The sequence below is a fragment of the Rhizobium sp. USDA 3886 genome (assembly GCF_056279785.1).
Window position 1 is genome coordinate 606,682 of sequence record NZ_JBWCDC010000001.1, and the last position, 19,192, is coordinate 625,873.

Genomic DNA, 19,192 nt, shown 5'->3' on the forward strand with positions numbered 1-19,192 from the left:
CCCCTCCCGGATCCCTGTTCTTAAAGAGAATGCACGCACTGTCCCGCGACATAGGTCGCGACAGCCCGTCCGCTGAAGCGCGCATCCTCGAAAGGCGTGTTCTTCGAACGCGAGAGAAGCATGTCTTCCGAGACGAGCCAAGGCTCGTCGAGATCGATCAGCGCGATATCGGCTTTTGCTCCCGGCTTCAGCGTTCCGGCATCGAGGCCGAAGATCTGCGCAGGGCGCGTCGACATCGCATCGATCAGCCGCGTCAGGCTCACTTGGCCGCTGTGGTGGAGGCGCAAGGCGGCCGCAAGCATGGTTTCGAGGCCGATCGCGCCGTCGGCCGCTTCGCTGAAGGGCAGGCGCTTGGTATCGACATCCTGCGGGTCATGCGAGGAAACGATGATGTCGATCGCGCCTCTTGCCAACGCTTCCACCATAGCCACGCGGTCGTCTTCGGCCCGCAGCGGCGGATAGAGCTTGAAGAAGGTGCGGTATTCGCCGATGTCGTTTTCGTTGAGCGCCAGGTTGTTGATCGAGATGCCGCAGGTGACCTTGGCGCCGCGACTCTTCGCAAGCTCGATCGCCTCCACCGATTCCGGCACCGAAATCATCGCCGCATGATACGTGCCGCGCGTCAGCTGCGCGATGCGAAGGTCTCGTTCAAGAGGAATTAGTTCCGCTTCCTTCGGAATGCCCCCGAGACCGAGCCAGCTCGCAAGCAATCCTTCGTGCATGACGCCTGTCGCGCCGAGATACTTGTCGCGTGTCTCGCAGGAGATGACGGCGCCGAATTCCCGCGCATAGGTCATGACCCGCCGCAGCACCTGCGTGTCGTGCACGCTGGAGCGGCCGTCCGTGAAGGCAACGGCACCGGCTTCCATCAAGAGGCCGATCTCGGTCATCTCCTCGCCGGCCAGATGCTTGGTGATTGCCGCTGCCGGGTAGACGTTGACAAGCGCCGTGTCTCTCGCCGTCTTCTTGACAAATTCAACGAGAGCGATGTCGTCGATGACAGGATCGGTGTCCGGCATCATGATGATCGAGGTGACACCGCCTGCCGCTGCCGCCCGGCTTGCCGAAGCGATCGTCTCGCGATGTTCGGCGCCCGGCTCGCCGATATTGACGCATGCATCGACCAGGCCCGGCGTTGCGACAAGGCCGCTGCAATCGCGAACCGCGGCGCCTTCCGGCGCCCCCTGGTTTTGGGCATCCTTTCCGGCAGCAGCAATCATGCCGTCCTTGACGATGATCGTTCCGATCTCATCGAGATTGCGCGAAGGATCGATGATGCGGACATTCTTGAGAACGATCGAGTTCGTCATGCGCGCGGCCCCCGGTTCTGAGACACAAGCAAAGTCTCCATCACCGCCATGCGCACAGCGACCCCCATTTCTACCTGTTCGGCAATCACGCTCTGCGGTCCGTCCGCCACTTCGGAGGAGATTTCCACCCCGCGGTTCATCGGTCCCGGATGCATCACCATCGCGTCGTCCTTGGCGGCCTTCAGCGTTTCCGCATCCAGACCGTAGAAATGGAAGTATTCGCGCACCGAAGGCACGAAGGCACCGGACATCCGCTCGCGCTGCAGGCGCAGCATCATCACCACGTCGACGTCCTTCAGTCCTTCCTTCATCGAGTGGAAGACCTCGACGCCCATCTCCGCAATGCCGGCCGGAAGTAGCGTCGCCGGTGCGACGACGCGTACCCGCGCGCCCATGGCGTTCAGAAGCAGGATATTCGAGCGTGCCACCCGCGAATGGAGCACGTCGCCGCAAATCGCGACGATGATGCGCGACAGCTTGCCCTTGGCGCGCCGGATCGTCAGGGCGTCGAGCAGTGCCTGCGTAGGATGCTCGTGCTGTCCGTCGCCGGCATTGACCACGGAGCAGGAAACCTTCTGCGCCAGCAGTGCCGCGGCACCGGCGCTCGAATGGCGGATGACGAGCACATCCGGCCGCATCGCGTTCAGCGTCATCGCGGTGTCGATCAGCGTTTCCCCCTTCTTCACCGAGGAATTGCCGACCGACATGTTCATCACGTCGGCGCCGAGGCGCTTTCCGGCAAGTTCGAAGGAGGATTGGGTCCGAGTCGAGGCTTCGAAGAAGAGGTTGATCTGCGTCAGGCCTCTAAGCGTCGACGTCTTCTTTTCGCGCTGCCGGCTGATCTTGACGGCCTCGTCCGCCTTGTCGAGCAAATAGGTGATATCCTGCTCCGTGAGGCCTTTGATGCCGATGAGGTGGCGGTGGGGAAAGAAGACCATGAACCTGCCTCTTGCTGTGTCACGCGCTCTATAAAGAGTGGAGAGGTGAGGGGCAAGCATGTGCTGTGGGCAAAGGCTTATGTCCCCATGCAATTTTGCCCCAAATCCATTAGAGCTGGAGACGGAAATGCTTAAACTTCCGGTTTCCCTTTGCCTGCCTCTTGGACTAGAAGCGACTCATGACATCCGCTGAAGAAAAACTCGCCGAACTGAACCAGCCAAGCCTCTGGTCCGGCATCAATGCCTACCGGTCCGATCCGCTGATCGTCGACCTGACGGCGGCGCTGCCGCGCGGCACGCGCGAGGACCTGGAAAATATGGGCCGTTATGTGACCTCGCCGGAGGCGCAGGAACTGGCGCGCATGGCAAATCAGGGAGCGCCGCAGCTTCGCACCCATGGTCCGCGCGGCGAGCGCCTGGATGTCGTCGAGTTTCACCCCGCATGGCATGCGCTGATGCGCCGCTCGATGTCCGTCGGCCTGCATTCCTCCGTCTGGGATCCGCAGGCCGATGCCGACGCAAAGGATCAGGCGCACAAGATTCGCGCCGCCCGCTTTTATCTGACCGCCCAGCTCGAATCCGGCCACCTTTGCCCGCTGACGATGACAAGCGCTTCGGTGGCGGCACTCTCCGCATCGCCTGCCGTGCAGAAGGATTGGGCGCCGAAGATTCTCTCGCGCAAATACGATTCGTCGAACAAGCCGGCTATGCAGAAGTCGGCGGTGACGATCGGCATGGGCATGACCGAGAAGCAGGGCGGCACCGACGTCCGCTCCAACAAGAGTGCGGCCGAAAAGGTCAGCGAAGGCATCTACCGCCTGTCGGGCCACAAATGGTTCATGTCGGCGCCGATGAGCGATGCCTTCATCATGCTGGCGCAGACAAAAGAGGGCATGGGCTGCTTTCTGGTTCCGCGCCTGCTTGAGGACGGCTCCGCCAACGGCCTGCAGTTCCAGCGGCTCAAGGACAAGGTCGGCAACCGCTCCAATGCTTCCTCGGAAGTCGAATTCAACGACACCTTCGGCTTCCTGCTCGGCGGTCCCGATGCCGGCATCCGCACGATCCTCGATATGGTGACGCTGACGCGCCTCGATTGTGCGCTGGCCTCGTCGGGCATCATGCGTGCCTCGCTCGCCGAAGCCGTGCACCACACCCGCGGCCGCAGCGTCTTCGGCAAGATGCTCGTCAATCAGCCGATCATGACCCGCGTGCTCGCCGATATGGCGCTCGACGTCGCTGCTGCGACGGCTCTGTCCTTCCGTCTTGCAGACGCCTTCGACAAGGCGCGTGGCAATGCGGAAGAGGCGGCCTATGCCCGCGTCATGACGCCGGTTGCGAAATACTGGTGCTGCAAGATCGCGCCTGCGCTGATCTACGAGGCGATGGAGTGCATCGGCGGCAGCGGCTACATCGAGGAGCGCCCGATCGCTCGCCACTATCGCGAAGCTCCGGTCAACGCCATCTGGGAAGGCTCCGGCAATGTGATGGCGCTCGACGTGCTGCGTGTGCTGACGCGCGGCAAGGACCTTTTCGAAACGGTATTCACCGGTCTTGCCCACGATCTCGGCCCGGCCGGCAAGAAGACGATCGACGTGCTTCGTGCCGCAATGGCGCTCTGCGAACGGGATGAGGGGGCATCCCGCCTGCTAGTGGAACAGTTGGCGCTCGCCGCCGCTGCAGCCGAACTCTATCGCCTCGGCGCCGGCCGCATCGCCGACGCCTTCATCGAAACCCGCCTTGCGGGCGGTTGGCGCGCCACCTACGGCATGCTCGATTCCCGCTTCGACGCTACGTATATTGTCGACCTGCTTTATCCGCCGGCAACGTAGGTCGCGCCCGTCAGGATGATCGGGATGGTCACGAACGAGGTCGCGGTCTGGATCGTTGCGGCCGCAGCGTAGAGCGGAGCGTCTCCGCCCATCTGCTTGGCGAGGACATAGCCGTTCATCGCCGTCGGTACGCTGGCGCTTAAGGCGAGCATCACGAGCGGCTGGCCATGGAGGCTGAAGGCGAGACCAATACCGATCATGAGCGCGGGAAAGGCGAGAAGCTTCAGCAGCACGGATACGAGCGCCACGGAGCGCGGCCGAAGGGCGTCGGAAATTCTGAGCCCAGCACCGACCATGATGAGTCCAAGCCCAAGGGAGGACCGGGCGACCAGGTCGACGGTGACCATCAGCGGCTCATAGACTGGTATTTGTGCGAGATTGACAAGAAGTCCGAGCGCGCAGCCGATGATCAGCGGGTTGGTCACGATCTTCACGAGAAACATCCGCAAGTCGCGCGAAGCGCCTGAGAACCACACCAGCATCCCGACATTGATAAGGTTGATCGGAATGATGACGACCGCCATCACCAACGCGACGATGGCAAGTCCCTGAGGCCCCGCGAGTTTTTCCGCTATCGCGAGGGCGATGAAGGCATTCCAACGTGTGGCCGTCTGGAAAAGGGAGGAATAGGTCGCTGACCCGACGCCGGCGCGGGCGAAAACCGGCCATAGGGCGAAGACAAGTCCCGACATGATGAGGATGGCAAGGATCGATACTGCGCCGATCGCGCCGGTCTCCATGCCCGAGAAGTCGGCTTTCGCGAGCGTGAGGAAGAGGAGTGAAGGGAACAGAATGTAGTAGCCGAGCTGTTCAAGCCCCGGCCAGAGGCTGTCGTTGAACAATGGACTGCGGCGGAGCGCAACGCCGAGCACGACAAGAAGGAAAATCGGGAGGATGCTTTCGAAGATTATCAGCATTGGCAGCTCCGGAACGTCGTGCCCCGGTTAACCGGCGTTGGGATCTTCGCAACCCGTAAATGCACTCGCGGAAACGCTTTTCTCCACAGGGCTTTTGGTTCGCAGGCATCCTCGCCCGTTGTCCGTCCCGCCGCGAGTTGCTAATCACCGTCGGGTGACAGGGTTGGGTTGAAAAGCAATGCTGATTGATGAAGCGGCGGCTGAGGCGCCTTTGGCGACGCCGGTGCCGGAAAAGCGGGTGCGCGACCGTGCCGCGACGGAACGCGCCATTCTGGATGCGGCGAAATCGCTGCTTGCCGAAGAAGGGTTCCAGAATTTCGGCATCAATGCGGTCGCCCGCCGTGCCGGCTGCGACAAGCAACTGATCTATCGCTATTACGGCGGCCTGAACGGTCTTGTCGAATCGATCGGCGCCGATCTAGGCACCTGGGTCAGGGACCGCATCCCGGAAGATACCGGCGGCATGTTCCTGCTCACCTACGGCGATCTCATGGAGCGCCTGGCGCTGCTTTTCCTGGAGGCGCTTCGCGACGACCCGCTGATGCGCCGTATCGTCGCCTGGGAGGTCTCGGAGAATACCGAGCAGGTGAGGCGGCTTGCTGAATCCCGCTCGAAGGCGTTGTCGCAATGGCTGGAGCGCATGAAGGGCTCGCTGACGCCGCCGAAGGGCATCGATGCCGCCGCCGTCAACGCAATTCTCATCGCCGCGATCCAGCATCTTGTGCTCTCGGCTTCTGCAGGCGGCCAGTGTGCGGGCTTAGCACTGAAGACTGCCAAGGACTGGGAAAAGGCCGCAACCGCTCTGAAGCGCATCGTTCGCGGTGTTTACGGCTGACGCGGCGTCGCGTTATCCACAGGCGGTCCCCCGCCCGTTAACCTTAACGAATGGTTTACATTGCGCCCTGCCAGTGGACGGGACAGGGTATCCGCAGTCTAAATCTAGCTGTCGGGATCATGGGAACCAAAGCTGCCAAAGCGATGCTGCTCTTTGCCGCGATGATGTTTTTCGCGATACTTGCGCTGGACATCGCCGTGCCTGCGCTGGTTCTGAGCGTCATGGCATTGTCGACATGGGCGGTCACTCCCGACGCGTCTTTGAGCCGGCATGAAGGGAAGGCCGCATGAAGTGGTTCCTGGTCTTCTGGTTGGGCCCGATCGCCTTTCTAGGCGGCTGGTACTGGCTTTCCTATTACGACATGAACTTCGGCATCTTCATGCTGACGCGCCAGGTCCATGATCTAACCTTCCAGCTCTATGGCAATGTACTCGGCGTGCCGCCCGAAACCATCCCGCCGCTCGTCGCCCGCGCCATCGCTGTCGACAGCCTCGTCGTCTTCGCCATCATAGGCTTCCGCAAGCGCAGGAAGCTCATTGCCTGGTGGAAGGCGCGTCAAGCCTCGAAATCGTCCGATCTGCCGAGCAGCGAAAGCCTGTCCAGCGCGCCCTGAAGAATGAAGCTGGCGGCCGCCGAATCGATCCGCCCGGCGCGCTTGGCACGCGACACGTCCATCTCGATCAGCGCCCGCTCGGCCGCGACCGTTGAAAGCCGCTCGTCCCAATAGACGAAGGGTAGGGCGGTCTTTTGCTCCATGTTGCGCACGAAGGCTTTCGTCGCCTGGACGCGCGGACCGGCCGAGCCGTCCATGTTCATTGGCAGCCCGATCACGAAGCCGGCGACTTTTTCCTTCGCGGCAAAAGCCAGCAGCACTTCGGCGTCGATCGTGAACTTCTGCCGTTTGATGACCGGCCGCGGCGTTGCGAAGCGCCGCCCGAGATCGGACATCGCGAGCCCTATCGTCTTCGTGCCGAGGTCAAGCCCGGCGATCGCCTGTCCGGAGGCGAGCTCAGCCGCCAGTTCCTCGATCGTCAGCACCGTCATCGTCATTCATCCCGTCAAAAGAAATTGAAGCGCTGCCGCTTTTCCTTGCGGCCATACCGGATATGTCCTTAGCATCCAATTCCGCTTTTGCATCACGTATTAAGGAGTGATTCCATGAAGATCACCTGGCTCGGCCATTCCGCCTTCCGCATCGAGACCAAGGCGGCAAAGATCCTGATCGACCCGTTCCTCACCCAAAACCCGTCCTTCGCCGGGCAGGACATCAAGGAGGTCGCGAACGGCATCACCCATATCCTCCTGACGCACGGCCACGGCGACCATGCCGGCGATACTGTTTCGCTTGCGCGCGAGACCGGCGCCGTCGTGCTTGCAAATGCCGATCTTGCCGCCTGGCTGGGCTCCAAGGGCGTGGAGAAGGTCGAGATGGGCAATACCGGCGGCACGGTTTCGTTCGGCAGCTTCACGGCGACCTTCACCAATGCGCTGCATTCCTCCGCCCAGATCACCGAGGACGGCGTCTCCCATTCGCTCGGCAATGCGAACGGGCTGATCCTTCATTTCGACGACGAGCCGAGCCTGCTGCACATGGGGGATACCGACATCTTCTCCGATATGGCGCTGATCAACGAACTGCACCAGCCGGACATCGGCATCGTTCCGATCGGCGACCGCTTCACCATGGGCGGCGCCGTCGCAGCGCTTGCCTGCCAGCGCTACTTCAACTTCAAGACCGCAATCCCCTGCCACTACGGCACCTTCCCGATCATCGACCAGACACCGGAAAAGTTCGTTGCGGGCCTGGAAGGTTCGAAGACGGCCGTGAAGACGCCAAAGCCGGGCGAGACGCTGTTCATCTAAGCAAAACGCCGTTGCGCACGGCGAACATGGCCTTTATAGCGGGTAGGAAAAATCCTATCGGAGAATGCCATGTCCGTCGATCTTGCCACCGTTAAGCGCGTTGCTCACCTTGCCCGTATTGCCGTTTCGGAAGAAGAGGCAAATCGCATGGTCGGCGAGCTGAATGGCATCCTCGGCTTCGTCGAGCAGCTTTCCGAAGTGAACGTCGAAGGTGTCGAGCCGATGACCTCCGTCATGCCGATGGCGATGAAGAAGCGGACCGACGAGGTGACCGACGGCAGTAAGGCCGAGGACATCGTCGCCAATGCGCCGGTCACCGACCACAATTTCTTCCTGGTGCCGAAAGTCGTCGAATAAGCGCCGGACGCGCCCCTTTCCGACCCCGTTGCCATTCAAAAATTCGAGCGAACACGATGAGCGAACTCACCAGCCTGACCATTGCCGAAGCCCGCGAGAAGCTGTGCGACAAGGAGATCACGGCAACCGAACTGACGGAAGCCTATATCTCGGCGATCGATGCGGCCAATGAACGCCTGAACGCCTATATCAAGATCACGCCCGATCTCGCCCGTGTCATGGCGAAGAAATCCGACGAGCGCATCGCCGCTGGCAAGGCCGGTGATCTCGAAGGCATCCCGCTCGGCATCAAGGACCTCTTTGCGACGGTCGGCGTCCACACTCAGGCCTGCAGCCATATCCTCGACGGTTTCGAGCCGCGCTATGAATCCACCGTCACCCAGAACCTATGGGACGACGGCGCCGTCATGCTCGGCAAGCTGAACATGGACGAGTTCGCCATGGGTTCCTCCAACGAGACTTCGTATTATGGCGCGGTCATCAACCCCTGGCGTACGGCCGGCTCGAACCAGCAGCTCGTTCCGGGCGGCTCTTCCGGCGGTTCGGCCGCGGCGGTCGCGGCCCATCTCTGTGCCGGTGCGACGGCCACCGATACCGGCGGTTCGATCCGTCAGCCGGCCGCCTTCACCGGCACCGTCGGCATCAAGCCGACCTATGGCCGCTGCTCGCGCTGGGGCACGGTCGCCTTCGCATCCTCGCTCGACCAGGCCGGCCCGATCGCCCGCGACGTCCGCGACGCTGCCATCCTCTTGAAGTCGATGGCGAGCGTCGATGCCAAGGACACGACCTCCGTCGACCTGCCGGTACCGGATTACGAAGCAGCCCTCGGCAAGTCGCTGAAAGGCATGAAGATCGGCATCCCGAACGAATACCGCGTCGACGGCATGCCGGAGGAAATCGAGACCCTTTGGCAGCAGGGCATCGCCTGGCTGAAGGATGCCGGCGCCGAGATCGTCGATATCTCGCTGCCGCATACCAAGTACGCGCTCCCGGCTTATTACATCGTCGCGCCCGCCGAGGCCTCCTCGAACCTCGCCCGCTACGACGGCGTGCGCTACGGCCTGCGCATCGACGGCAAGGATATCGTCGACATGTACGAGAAGACCCGCGCCGCGGGCTTCGGCAAGGAAGTCAAGCGCCGCATCATGATCGGCACCTACGTGCTGTCGGCCGGCTACTACGACGCCTATTACCTGCGCGCCCAGAAGGTCCGCACGCTGATCAAGCGCGACTTCGAACTCGCCTTTGACGCCGGCGTCGACGCGATCCTGACGCCCGCCACCCCGTCCTCGGCCTTCGGCGTCGCCGACGAGAACCTCGCCTCCGACCCGGTCAAGATGTACTTGAACGACATCTTTACGGTGACGGTGAATATGGCGGGCCTGCCCGGCATCGCCGTCCCCGCCGGCCTCGACCGCAAGGGGCTCCCCCTCGGCCTTCAGCTCATCGGCAAGCCGTTCGACGAAGAGACCCTCTTCAAGACCGCGCATGTCATCGAACAAGCCGCCGGCAAGTTCACGCCGGCGAAGTGGTGGTAACGGGGCTCATTATCCGCAAGATGACGGCCGCCGACCATGAGGCAGTTGGCATCGTCTGTTTCGCTGTATGGTCTGCAAGCGACGCATTCGAGGAGAGCTACCTCAATCCTCGGGTCCTCGCAAAGGTGCAGCACGAATTCGCGATCTTCCCCTCGCAAACCGACGCCGATATCTATGTAGCGGAGCTTGACAGAAATGTCGTCGGCTGGAGCGCACGAGAAAGTTCGCCAAATTATGTCTCCGACCTCTGGGTGAAGCCGGACCATCAGGGCAGGGGCATCGGCTAAGCCTTGCTTCTGCACTTTGCGACATAATGGCGGCGCAAGGTCACGTCAGAGCGCGCCTCGATACGCATGCGAAGAACTCAGAAGCGATCCGGCTCTATGAGCGCTGCGGCTTCACCATCATCTGGCGCGGTTTGGAATATTCTAAGAATATGGCGTCGATCTCGAAAAGGTGCATCTTGAGAAGGCGCTGGCTCGCGAGTAACCAATCGAGGAGGAGGCTTCATGTCGAAATCCGATCTTGCTCAAATGGTCGAGGCTTTTGGCCGCCTCGCGGCAGCGGGCTTCACCATGGGCACTGAATGGCAAGCCGTGCACGAAATCTGCCAGGCCCACGAAGGCGAAAAGCCCTTCGATTGGGGTCATGCCCTTTGCCATCGCATCGAAGGCGACGACTGGAATGCCGATTACTGGTATCGCCGGGCGGGCAAGAAGCGCGCAGCCGGTACCGTGACTGAAGAGTGGTCGGTGATGAAGGCCGAGCTTTCGGCGCAGCTCTGAATCGCACCCTGAGCGCGCGCCGGAAACGACGCGCGCTCAGGGTGATGCGGCGAACTATCGGTTGTCGAGCTGCGATCGCACAAGCCTCAGGCCTTGTTCGGTGATCCGGTAGGGCTTTCCGGATTTCGACTTGATCGCCTTCAACCGTTTCAGCCTGCGGAAAAGCTTCAGATCGAAGCCGGGATAAACCCAGCCGTCGCGGGTGAAGCAACTGGCAGCTTCAAGCTTTTTCCGTTCGTCTCGCCTGATTTCGATGCGGCCGCCCTGGGCCAATAGGTGCAGGATGCGCTGCTCCGTGCGGGAAATGTCCATTTGAATGTTGATCCGGTCTTCGCGCCGTAAGAGCGCGTAAAAAAACGATCCGGCGTTCGCGGCGAACGTCGGGGTTTCGTTTTTTTGGCCCATGCGCGCAAGCAGGCTTGCGGGCAGGGCCCCTACCGCGTCTGAGAAGAACTCAACATAAGGACTTGGTAGCTCGCCTCGAACACGAGGTCAAGCAAGTGCCGGGCTCCCGGAAAACGGCTGATAACGATGGCACGGCTGCGCAAATCATTGGAAAAGCCGCCGATTAGGTGCTCTACTGAACGTGTTGAGCGGAGGTGCCATTGATCCACATTCGCAATGCCCGCGAGGGCGAAGCGGAACTCTTGAGTGAGATCGGCCTCAGAGCCCGGCAAAAGGCGATGATGGCCATGGGCGAGTCGGACGCGCTGCTGGATGCAGCGCGCAGCGCTTTCGTCAATTTTACACGAAGCACATGGTTGACGATCACCGTCATCGAGTTCAACGGCAACATTGCGGGCTGGGCGGCGCGGGAACATCTGGACGAGACGATTTCCGATTTCTGGATCGATCCGGCCTATACCCGCGAGGGCCTCGGCTCTGCGCTTCTGGAACAGATCGAAAAGGACATCGCCGAGCAGGGTTTCGCGAAGGCGGCAATGCAGACGCATTCGGGAAACACCGAGGCGATCAGCTTTTTCCAGAAGCAAGGCTACGCCATCCACTGGCTTTCGATCGCTTATAATCCCAAGCTCGACCGCGATGTGCCATCGGTCGGATTGACGAAGGCGCTCGAAGCCGAAGGTGACGGCAGCTACGGCCCTGGCTTCTGACGTGCCGAAACCCTTGCACCGGCAGACCATTTCCTTTACCTCACCTGTTGAAAAGAACAGCCTTTCAAAGAGCATCAAATGACCATTGTCGACGTTCGCACGCCTGATCCGAAACGCTTCATCCCCGGCGCCACCGGCGATTGGGAAGTCATCATCGGCATGGAAGTCCATGCGCAGGTGCTGTCCAATTCGAAGCTCTTCTCCGGCGCTTCGACGGAATTCGGCAACCCACAGAATTCGAACGTCTCGCTCGTCGATGCCGCCATGCCCGGCATGCTGCCAGTCATCAACGAGGAATGCGTCAAGCAGGCAGTGCGTACCGGTCTCGGTCTGAAGGCCCAGATCAACAAGCGTTCGGTGTTCGATCGCAAGAACTATTTCTATCCTGACCTGCCACAGGGCTATCAGATCTCGCAGTACAAGGATCCGATCGTCGGCGAGGGCAAGATCGTGATTTCGCTCGGTCCCGACCGTCAGGGCCAGTTCGAGGATATCGAGATCGGCATCGAGCGCCTGCACCTGGAGCAGGATGCAGGCAAGTCGATGCACGACCAGCACGCTACGATGTCCTATGTCGACCTCAACCGCTCCGGCGTTGCGCTGATGGAAATTGTCTCCAAGCCCGATATGCGTTCGTCCGACGAGGCCAAGGCCTATATGACGAAGCTGCGCTCGATCGTGCGCTATCTCGGCACCTGCGACGGCAACATGGACGAAGGCTCGATGCGCGCCGACGTCAACGTCTCCGTCCGCCGCCCGGGCGAGCCTTTCGGCACGCGCTGCGAGATCAAGAACGTCAATTCCTTCCGCTTCATCGGCCAGGCGATCGAATACGAAGCGCGCCGCCAGATCGGCATTCTGGAAGACGGCGGCACGATCGACCAGGAGACCCGCCTTTTCGACGCGAACAAGGGTGAAACCCGCTCCATGCGTTCAAAGGAAGAAGCGCATGATTACCGCTACTTTCCCGATCCGGACCTGTTGCCACTCGAATTCGACGATGTCTTCATCAAGGAACTGGAAGTCCACCTTCCGGAGCTGCCTGACGACAAGAAGGAGCGCTTCGTTCGCGAACTCGGCCTTTCGGTCTACGATGCTTCGGTGCTGGTCTCCGAAAAGGCGATTGCAGATTATTTCGAGGCCGTGGCCGAAGGCCGCGACGGCAAGACGGCTGCAAACTGGGTCATCAACGACCTGCTCGGCGCCTTGAACAGGCTCGGCAAGGGCATTGAAGAGACGCCGGTTTCTCCGGCTCAGCTCGGCGCGATTATCGATCTCATCAAGGCGGAAACCATCTCCGGCAAGATCGCCAAGGACCTCTTCGAGATCGTCCTCAATGAGGGCGGCGATCCGGTGGAGATCGTCGAAGCCCGCGGCATGAAGCAGGTGACCGATACCGGCGCCATCGAAAAGGCGGTCGACGAGATCATCGCCGCCAACCCGGATCAGGTCGCCAAGGTTCAGGCCAAGCCGACGCTCGCCGGCTGGTTCGTCGGTCAGGTGATGAAGGCAACTGGGGGCAAGGCCAATCCGCAGGCCGTCCAGGCGCTAGTCAGGGCCAAGCTCGGCATCGAGGAGTAAGGTCGTGTATTTCGTGCGCACGGCGAGCGAGCGCGACCTGGAAAAGGTCCGCGCTCTGCTGGGCGAGACGTGGCACGCGACCTACGACCAGCTCTACGGCGTCGATAAGGTGAGGGAATTGCATGACGCGTGGCATTCCCTTGCGGCGCTGAAGGCGCGGCTTGTGCGGAAAGACGCCGAGTTCCTCGTTGCCGACAATGGCCGCGATATCGGCGGCATGGGCTATGCCGCCATGTCATCCGAAATGCCGAAGACGGTTATGCTGCACATGCTCTATGTCCGCCCGTCCTGCCAGCGGCATGGCATCGGCCGCGATATCTTCGCGGAGATCGAGACATGCTTCCCGGACGCCGAAATGATGCGGCTGGAAGTCGAACCGGCCAACAAGGCGGCGATCGCCTTCTACCACGTGCGCGGCTTCACCGAGGCCGGACGGACGGAAAATTGCGGTCAGGAACAATCGGGAATTCCAGCACTGATATTCGAGAAGCCTCTTTCGGGTCATTGATGGAAAAGCTTGTGGAAACCAGCCTCCTCATTCGCGAAGCCCGTGAAGACGATCTCCCGCAGCTGATCGCCATGTTTGCCGCCGATGATCTGGGCGGTCACGGTGATACGAACGATCCGGCGGCCCTTCCCGATTATGCCAGGGCTTTTGCTGCCGTAGCTGCGTCGCCCGACCAGACGCTCTACGTCGCAGAGCGCGGCAGCGAGGTCGTCGGCACCTTCCAGACGATGATCACCACGTCTCTGACCGCCCGCGGCTCGTCCTCGATGATCATCGAAGCGGTGCAGACGCGCGGCGACATGCGCGGGCGGGGGATTGGTGCACGGATGATGGAATTTGCGATCGCCGAGGCAAAAGGCCGCGGCATGCGGCTGGTCCAGCTGACCTCCAACGCCAAGCGCAAGGATGCGCATCGTTTCTACGAGCGCCTCGGTTTCAAGCCGTCGCATCTCGGCTTCAAGATGGCCTTGAAGTGAGGCTTCGCGCGACGAGAATCGCTGGACAATCCGGCGTTCCGGCGGCATAAGCGAGGGATCGAATTCCAGTCCCGCTCGCCTTTGGCAAGCACGAGGAAAAGACATGAAGAACCTTCTCTTGCAAATCTTCACTTGGTGGAACGGCCAGACGTTGGGCACGCGTTTTGCGACCTGGCGTTTCGGCAAGCGCGTCGGTGAGGATGAATTCGGTAACGTCTACTATGAAGGGGGCATGTCTTCCTACGGCCTACCGAAGCGCTGGGTGATCTACAAGGGCTATGCTGAAGCCTCCGCCATCCCGCCGGGCTGGCACGGCTGGATGCACCACCGCACCGATGTGCCGCCGTCGCAGGAAAGCTACGCCGCCAAGGACTGGCAGAAGACTCATCGTCCCAACCTGACCGGCTCTCCACAGGCCTACCGCCCGCCGGGATCGCTTGCGGTTTCCGGCGAGCGCCCGCGTGTGACCGGCGACTATGACGCCTGGACGCCCGGCAACTGACATCGCTCTGCGAAGCGGGCCGTCCGGCCCCGCTTTTGGCCACAATTAACCTTTACCCGCAGATTGGCCGCAGGAGCTGCGGCCTTTGATCTGAAATGCGCTGGAGACGGGTAGATATGAAGCTTTTCACGCGGAATCATGTCCTGCGTGCCGCCGGGTTGGCCCTGGCGCTTGGCTCTTCCTTCCTGCCGCAGGCGGCGTCTGCCGCGCGCATCGACAATCCCGTTGCCGTCTTCTCCGGTCTCGACAAGATCACAGGCCGCATCACCACCTTCGACGTCTACGTCAACGAAACCGTGCAGTTCGGCGCGCTTCAGGTTACGCCGAAGGCCTGCTATTCACGCGACCAGGCGGAAGCCCAGAAGATCGACGGTTTCGTGGAAGTCGATGAGATTACTCTCGACCGCAAGATCCGCCGCATCTTCGCCGGCTGGATGTTCGCCGACAGCCCAGGCCTCAACGCCGTCGAACACCCGATCTACGACGTCTGGCTGAAGGACTGCAAGGCGCAGTCCGAGGTGCCCGCGCCTGAGGGTGCTGCGAAGTAGCGCTCCATTCCTTATTTCCGCTTAGCTGAAATTCTCGGTGTTGTCGCAAGTCTCTTCTCCCCTTGGGGAGAAGTGCCGGAGCACCAGCGAGGCGATGAGGGGTCTACCCGCTGTGCCTTTAGGCGTGGAGTACTTGGTTCCTCTCATCCGGCTGCCGCCACCCTCTCTCCGTGGGGAGAAGGGACTCGCGGCTCTCAAAACTCCAGATGCGGTGAATCCATCGCGGCAGCCAGCATCACCGCATAGTCGTCCTTGGGCATGTCGATGGCGCCGAAGGTCTTCAGGTGCTCGGTGGTGAATTGCGTGTCGAGCAGGGTGAAGCCTCTGTCGCGCAGACGCTCGACCAGATGAACGAGACAGATTTTCGAGGCGTCGGTGCGGCGGGAGAACATGCTCTCGCCGAAGAAAGCGGAGCCGAGCGAGACGCCGTAGAGGCCGCCGGCCAATTCATTGCCGTCCCAAGCTTCGACGGAATGGGCATGGCCCATGCGGTGAAGCATGGAATAGAGCGACCTGATGGTATGGTTGATCCAGGTGCTCGGCCGGCCGGAAGTTGCCTCCGCGCAGGCCGCGATCACTGCGTCGAAATCATGATCGAAGCGGATATCGAAGGGTTGCTTGCGGATGGTCTTCGCGAGGCTTTTCGAGACATGGAAATGATCGAGCGGCAGCACGCCGCGAAGCTCCGGCTCGACCCAAAAGATTTCCGGGTCGTCGGCGGATTCGGCCATCGGGAAGAGTCCGATGGAATAGGCGCGCAGAAGAATCTCCGGGGTAATGCCTGGGGACTTCCTGCGCGAGCCTGCCATTTCCGTTATGCCGGATGGTGGGCCAGGTAGTGTTCCAGCCAGTGGATATCATAATCGCCATTGGCGATATCCTGGTTGGACACGAGATCCTGGAACAATGGTAGCGTCGTCTTGATGCCATCGACGACGAATTCGTCAAGAGCACGGCGCAGACGCATCATGCATTCCACGCGGGTGCGTCCATGCACGATGAGCTTGCCGATGAGGCTATCATAATAGGGCGGGATCTTGTAGCCCTGATAGGCGCCGCTGTCGATGCGCACGCCGAGACCGCCCGGCGCATGGAAATGCGTGATCGTCCCGGGCGAGGGCACGAAGGTGCGCGGATCCTCGGCATTAATGCGACATTCGATGGCGTGGCCCTCGAAGGTGACCTCGTCCTGCGTGACGGAGAGGCCGCGGCCAGAGGCGACGCGGATCTGCTCGTGCACGAGATCGATTCCGGTGATCGCTTCGGTAATCGGGTGCTCCACCTGCAGGCGGGTGTTCATTTCGATGAAATAGAACTCGCCATTTTCGTAGAGGAACTCGATCGTGCCCGCGCCGCGGTACTTCAGCTTCTTCATGGCGTCAGCGCAGATCTGGCCGATCTTCATGCGCTGCTCGACGTTGAGTGCCGGAGAGTTTGCTTCTTCCCAGACCTTCTGGTGACGGCGCTGCAGCGAGCAGTCACGTTCGCCAAGGTGGATCGCATTGCCTTCGCCGTCGCCGAATACCTGGATTTCGATGTGGCGCGGCGTGCTGAGGAATTTTTCCATGTAGACGGCGTCGTTGCCGAAAGCGGCTGCTGCTTCCGTGCGAGCCGTCGACCAAGCTTCGATAACGTCGGCTTCGGTCTTCGCGACCTTCATGCCGCGGCCTCCACCGCCTGCCGTTGCCTTGATGAGCACCGGATAACCGATCAAGGCTGCCGTCTTGATCGCATCTTCCGCAGTCTTCACTTCGCCGTCCGAGCCTGGAACGACGGGGATGCCGAGTTCCAATGCGGTCGTCTTGGCGGTGATCTTGTCACCCATGATGCGGATATGGTCCGCCGTCGGACCGATGAAAGTGATGTCGTGGGCATCGAGGATGTCCGCGAATTTCGCGTTTTCCGAAAGGAAGCCGTAGCCCGGATGCACGGCGTCCGCACCGGTGATTTCGCAGGCGGCAACGATCTGATGGATGTTCAGATAGCTATCGCGCGAGGGCGGCGGGCCAATGCAGACGCTTTCGTCAGCGAGGCGCACATGCATGGCATCGGCATCGGCGGTGGAGTGAACCACCACGCAGGGAATGCCAAGCTCTTTGCACGCGCGCAGCACGCGCAGCGCAATTTCCCCGCGATTGGCTATGAGGATTTTCGAGACCATGACGTCCGCCTTATTCGATGACGACGAGGAGCTGGCCGTATTCGACGGGCTGGCCGTCCTCGACGAGGATCTCCGTGACCTTGCCGGACTTCGGAGACGGAATCTGGTTCATCGTCTTCATTGCTTCGATGATGAGAAGCGTCTGGCCTTCCTTGACGGTAGCGCCGACTTCGATGAAGGCGCGGGCGCCGGGAGCCGGAGCCATGTAGACAGTGCCGACCATCGGCGCGTTGACGGTGTTGGCCGGGTTGCGCACTGCGGCGGCCGGAGCAGCGGGAGCGGGCTGCGATGCGGCTGCGGAAGAAGCGGCTGCAGCATAAGTCGGAACACCTATCGGCGCCTGGACGTAATGCGTGTTGCCGGCGCGCGAAACGCGGATACGCAGCTCGTCCTGCTCGACCTCGATCTCCGTGAGGTCCGTTTCGTTGAGGATGTTCGCGAGATCGCGGATCAGCGCCTGATCGATACCTTTTTTCGTCTCAGCCATGAGTGTGCCCTGTCTTCTTCTTATGCCGTGAGGTTCTTCAGCGCGTGCAGCGCCAGGATATAGCTATGGGGGCCAAAACCGCAGATGACACCCTTCACAGCGGGCGCGATCATCGACTTGTGGCGGAATTCTTCCCGAGCATGAACGTTGGTGATGTGGAGTTCCACCACCGGAATGGAAATAGCGCGGATTGCATCGTGCAGCGCGACCGAGGTATGCGTATAGGCGCCGGCATTGAGCACGACACCCGCTGCCTTGCCGTTTGCCTCGTGGAGCCAGTCGACGAGGACGCCTTCGTGGTTGCTCTGGCGGAAGTCGACCTCCAGGCTGAGTTCGCGGCCCGCCGCCTTACAATCCGTCTCGATATCCGTGAGCGTCTGTCCGCCGTAAATGCCGGGCTCTCTGGTGCCCAGCAAATTCAGGTTAGGTCCGTTCAGGACGAAAATGGTCTGCGTCATCGAATGTTCCGTCAAAAGCACGAGGGCCACCTATAGACTCCCCATGCTTTGATTGAAAGCCCTTTGGGGAGGGCAGCCCGAATCGTGCCATCTTTGTCCACATGGCTGAAACACTTGGATTTTGGCGAATTGATGGGCGGGCCCTCAGCAGCTCGTCTTGCCGCAGGCGCGCATGTTCTTGATCTTGGTGTCGAGGTCGGCGGCACCGACCGCCCCCTGTACCAGCTCGTTGCCGATCACATAGGACGGCGTGCCGGTGATGCCGAGGTTCTGCGCCAGTTGATAGGTCTTCTGAACACTCTCGTCGCTCGGGCTTTTCTTCATCTCCGCGCGGATCTGCTCCTTGCCGATACCCAGCGATTCGGCGACGGTAAGCGCCGTATCCTCGTCGGCGCGTCCGCCGCTGCCAAGCAGGGCGACGTGGAAATCCCAGTACTTCTCCGGCGCGAGCTTGCGGAAGGCGTCCGCCACCTTGTGGGCGGCCGCCGATTCAGGCCCGAGGATCGGGAATTCCTTCAGCACGAAGCGGACGTTCTTGTCCTTTTCGAGCAGGGTCTGCATGTCGGCAAGCGCATGGCGGCAATAGCCGCAATTGTAGTCGAAGAACTCGACGATCGTGACGTCGCCCTTCGGATTGCCGACCGTCGCGTCGTATTTCGCGTCGAAGATTTCCTTCTCGTTGTCTTCGATAGCCCTGTTGGCTTTTACGAGACGCGCCTCTTCCTGCTTCTTCTGCAGGGCATTCTGCACGTCGATCATGATCTCGGGGTTCTGGATCAGGTATTCCTTGATAAATGCGCCGAACTCCTTCTTCTGCGCGTCATCGAGGGCTGCTGCCGGAAGCGGCAGGGCAACGCTCGCTGCGAGCGCAAGGGCGGTGAAGGCTTTCGGGAAGAAGGTCATTTTATCCTCGTGTAGTACAGATGGGGCGCAATATTTGCCGCATCTTATCATCGCCGTGTTAACAGGTAGAACTGCAAAGCA

26 protein-coding genes are annotated in these 19,192 nt (G+C 61.1%); 16 read left to right on the forward strand and 10 right to left on the reverse strand.

Going from position 1 to position 19,192, the window contains the following annotated elements:
• Positions 1-20: 20 nt before the first annotated feature.
• Together ACZ9BX_RS03065 and ACZ9BX_RS03070 are read right to left on the reverse strand one after the other, a co-directional pair.
• On the reverse strand, positions 21-1,310 hold the full coding sequence (locus ACZ9BX_RS03065) for a dihydroorotase (protein ID WP_476215651.1): 1,290 nt from the start codon (positions 1,308-1,310) through the stop codon (positions 21-23).
• On the reverse strand, positions 1,307-2,248 hold the full coding sequence (locus ACZ9BX_RS03070; RefSeq protein WP_027508571.1) for an aspartate carbamoyltransferase catalytic subunit: 942 nt from the start codon (positions 2,246-2,248) through the stop codon (positions 1,307-1,309). Before ACZ9BX_RS03070 ends, ACZ9BX_RS03065 begins: the two co-directional genes overlap by 4 nt.
• A 179-nt stretch (positions 2,249-2,427) precedes the next feature.
• Here ACZ9BX_RS03070 and ACZ9BX_RS03075 point away from each other — a divergent pair, with 179 nt between their 5' ends.
• Positions 2,428-4,077 carry an acyl-CoA dehydrogenase family protein gene (locus ACZ9BX_RS03075; RefSeq protein WP_476215653.1) on the forward strand — a complete coding sequence of 550 codons (1,650 nt, stop codon included), beginning with the start codon at positions 2,428-2,430 and terminating at the stop codon, positions 4,075-4,077.
• Here the strand turns inward: ACZ9BX_RS03075 and ACZ9BX_RS03080 are convergent.
• Positions 4,059-4,994, reverse strand: coding sequence for an AEC family transporter (locus ACZ9BX_RS03080; protein ID WP_476215655.1), 936 nt, complete (start codon positions 4,992-4,994; stop codon positions 4,059-4,061). The genes ACZ9BX_RS03075 and ACZ9BX_RS03080 overlap by 19 nt on opposite strands.
• Before the next feature lie 178 nt (positions 4,995-5,172).
• On the opposite strand from ACZ9BX_RS03080, the gene ACZ9BX_RS03085 reads away from it, so the two are divergent.
• The 3 genes from ACZ9BX_RS03085 to ACZ9BX_RS03095 all read left to right on the forward strand — a co-directional run bounded on the left by ACZ9BX_RS03085 (position 5,173) and on the right by ACZ9BX_RS03095 (position 6,442).
• Positions 5,173-5,829 carry a TetR/AcrR family transcriptional regulator gene (locus tag ACZ9BX_RS03085; protein ID WP_476215657.1) on the forward strand — a complete coding sequence of 219 codons (657 nt, stop codon included), beginning with the start codon at positions 5,173-5,175 and terminating at the stop codon, positions 5,827-5,829.
• Between the two features lie 119 nt (positions 5,830-5,948).
• The gene (locus tag ACZ9BX_RS03090) at positions 5,949-6,119 is read left to right on the forward strand and encodes a hypothetical protein (protein ID WP_165928149.1); all 171 of its coding nucleotides are present in this window, start codon (positions 5,949-5,951) and stop codon (positions 6,117-6,119) included.
• A complete protein-coding gene (locus ACZ9BX_RS03095; RefSeq protein ID WP_027508575.1) occupies positions 6,116-6,442 on the forward strand; it encodes a DUF6105 family protein in 327 nt (108 codons plus the stop codon). The genes ACZ9BX_RS03090 and ACZ9BX_RS03095 overlap by 4 nt, the downstream gene beginning before the upstream one ends.
• Here ACZ9BX_RS03095 and ruvX read toward each other — a convergent pair.
• The gene (ruvX, locus tag ACZ9BX_RS03100) at positions 6,385-6,873 is read right to left on the reverse strand and encodes a Holliday junction resolvase RuvX (RefSeq protein WP_476215658.1); all 489 of its coding nucleotides are present in this window, start codon (positions 6,871-6,873) and stop codon (positions 6,385-6,387) included. The two genes, ACZ9BX_RS03095 and ruvX, sit on opposite strands and share 58 nt — an antisense overlap.
• Positions 6,874-6,987: 114 nt before the next feature.
• Here ruvX and ACZ9BX_RS03105 point away from each other — a divergent pair, with 114 nt between their 5' ends.
• The 6 genes from ACZ9BX_RS03105 to ACZ9BX_RS03130 all read left to right on the forward strand — a co-directional run bounded on the left by ACZ9BX_RS03105 (position 6,988) and on the right by ACZ9BX_RS03130 (position 10,372).
• Positions 6,988-7,692, forward strand: coding sequence for a metal-dependent hydrolase (locus tag ACZ9BX_RS03105; protein ID WP_476215660.1), 705 nt, complete (start codon positions 6,988-6,990; stop codon positions 7,690-7,692).
• A gap of 69 nt (positions 7,693-7,761) precedes the next feature.
• On the forward strand, positions 7,762-8,049 hold the full coding sequence (gatC, locus tag ACZ9BX_RS03110) for an Asp-tRNA(Asn)/Glu-tRNA(Gln) amidotransferase subunit GatC (protein ID WP_027508578.1): 288 nt from the start codon (positions 7,762-7,764) through the stop codon (positions 8,047-8,049).
• Between the two features lie 56 nt (positions 8,050-8,105).
• Positions 8,106-9,587, forward strand: a complete 1,482-nt coding sequence (gene gatA, locus ACZ9BX_RS03115) for an Asp-tRNA(Asn)/Glu-tRNA(Gln) amidotransferase subunit GatA (RefSeq protein ID WP_476215661.1) — start codon at positions 8,106-8,108, stop codon at positions 9,585-9,587.
• On the forward strand, positions 9,581-9,874 hold the full coding sequence (locus tag ACZ9BX_RS03120) for an N-acetyltransferase family protein (RefSeq protein ID WP_476215663.1): 294 nt from the start codon (positions 9,581-9,583) through the stop codon (positions 9,872-9,874). Before gatA ends, ACZ9BX_RS03120 begins: the two co-directional genes overlap by 7 nt.
• Before the next feature lie 26 nt (positions 9,875-9,900).
• Positions 9,901-10,173 (forward strand): N-acetyltransferase, encoded by a 273-nt coding sequence (locus ACZ9BX_RS03125; RefSeq protein WP_476215665.1) that lies wholly within the window; start codon positions 9,901-9,903, stop codon positions 10,171-10,173.
• Entirely contained in the window at positions 10,097-10,372 is a 276-nt protein-coding gene (locus ACZ9BX_RS03130; protein WP_476215667.1) for a hypothetical protein, read from the forward strand. The genes ACZ9BX_RS03125 and ACZ9BX_RS03130 overlap by 77 nt, the downstream gene beginning before the upstream one ends.
• A 54-nt stretch (positions 10,373-10,426) precedes the next feature.
• Here ACZ9BX_RS03130 and ACZ9BX_RS03135 read toward each other — a convergent pair whose 3' ends face one another.
• Positions 10,427-10,684, reverse strand: a complete 258-nt coding sequence (locus tag ACZ9BX_RS03135; RefSeq protein WP_027508582.1) for a YjhX family toxin — start codon at positions 10,682-10,684, stop codon at positions 10,427-10,429.
• 293 nt (positions 10,685-10,977) lie between these two features.
• Between ACZ9BX_RS03135 and ACZ9BX_RS03140 the strand changes: the two genes are divergently transcribed.
• The 6 genes from ACZ9BX_RS03140 to ACZ9BX_RS03165 all read left to right on the forward strand — a co-directional run bounded on the left by ACZ9BX_RS03140 (position 10,978) and on the right by ACZ9BX_RS03165 (position 15,102).
• A complete protein-coding gene (locus ACZ9BX_RS03140; protein WP_476215669.1) occupies positions 10,978-11,487 on the forward strand; it encodes an N-acetyltransferase family protein in 510 nt (169 codons plus the stop codon).
• A 78-nt stretch (positions 11,488-11,565) separates the two neighbouring features.
• Positions 11,566-13,068, forward strand: coding sequence for an Asp-tRNA(Asn)/Glu-tRNA(Gln) amidotransferase subunit GatB (gatB, locus tag ACZ9BX_RS03145; protein WP_476215670.1), 1,503 nt, complete (start codon positions 11,566-11,568; stop codon positions 13,066-13,068).
• A gap of 4 nt (positions 13,069-13,072) precedes the next feature.
• Complete coding sequence (locus ACZ9BX_RS03150; protein WP_476215672.1) at positions 13,073-13,576, forward strand: GNAT family N-acetyltransferase; 504 nt, start codon at positions 13,073-13,075, stop codon at positions 13,574-13,576.
• An 11-nt stretch (positions 13,577-13,587) separates the two neighbouring features.
• Positions 13,588-14,052, forward strand: a complete 465-nt coding sequence (locus tag ACZ9BX_RS03155) for an N-acetyltransferase family protein (protein WP_476215673.1) — start codon at positions 13,588-13,590, stop codon at positions 14,050-14,052.
• Positions 14,053-14,155: 103 nt separating this feature from the next.
• Positions 14,156-14,554: an NADH:ubiquinone oxidoreductase subunit NDUFA12 gene (locus ACZ9BX_RS03160; protein ID WP_027508587.1), complete on the forward strand. Its 399-nt coding sequence runs from the start codon at positions 14,156-14,158 to the stop codon at positions 14,552-14,554.
• A gap of 116 nt (positions 14,555-14,670) precedes the next feature.
• The gene (locus ACZ9BX_RS03165; RefSeq protein WP_476215675.1) at positions 14,671-15,102 is read left to right on the forward strand and encodes a DUF2155 domain-containing protein; all 432 of its coding nucleotides are present in this window, start codon (positions 14,671-14,673) and stop codon (positions 15,100-15,102) included.
• 194 nt (positions 15,103-15,296) lie between these two features.
• On the opposite strand, the gene aat is transcribed toward ACZ9BX_RS03165, so the two are convergent.
• From aat to ACZ9BX_RS03190, 5 genes are all read right to left on the reverse strand, one after another.
• Complete coding sequence (gene aat, locus ACZ9BX_RS03170) at positions 15,297-15,911, reverse strand: leucyl/phenylalanyl-tRNA--protein transferase (protein WP_027508589.1); 615 nt, start codon at positions 15,909-15,911, stop codon at positions 15,297-15,299.
• Between the two features lie 5 nt (positions 15,912-15,916).
• Complete coding sequence (gene accC, locus ACZ9BX_RS03175; RefSeq protein ID WP_476215677.1) at positions 15,917-17,263, reverse strand: acetyl-CoA carboxylase biotin carboxylase subunit; 1,347 nt, start codon at positions 17,261-17,263, stop codon at positions 15,917-15,919.
• Between the two features lie 10 nt (positions 17,264-17,273).
• The gene (gene accB / locus ACZ9BX_RS03180; protein ID WP_476215679.1) at positions 17,274-17,750 is read right to left on the reverse strand and encodes an acetyl-CoA carboxylase biotin carboxyl carrier protein; all 477 of its coding nucleotides are present in this window, start codon (positions 17,748-17,750) and stop codon (positions 17,274-17,276) included.
• 20 nt (positions 17,751-17,770) lie between these two features.
• Positions 17,771-18,208 carry a type II 3-dehydroquinate dehydratase gene (gene aroQ / locus ACZ9BX_RS03185; RefSeq protein WP_476215680.1) on the reverse strand — a complete coding sequence of 146 codons (438 nt, stop codon included), beginning with the start codon at positions 18,206-18,208 and terminating at the stop codon, positions 17,771-17,773.
• 144 nt (positions 18,209-18,352) lie between these two features.
• Positions 18,353-19,111: a DsbA family protein gene (locus tag ACZ9BX_RS03190; RefSeq protein ID WP_476215682.1), complete on the reverse strand. Its 759-nt coding sequence runs from the start codon at positions 19,109-19,111 to the stop codon at positions 18,353-18,355.
• Between the last annotated feature and the right edge of the window lie 81 nt (positions 19,112-19,192).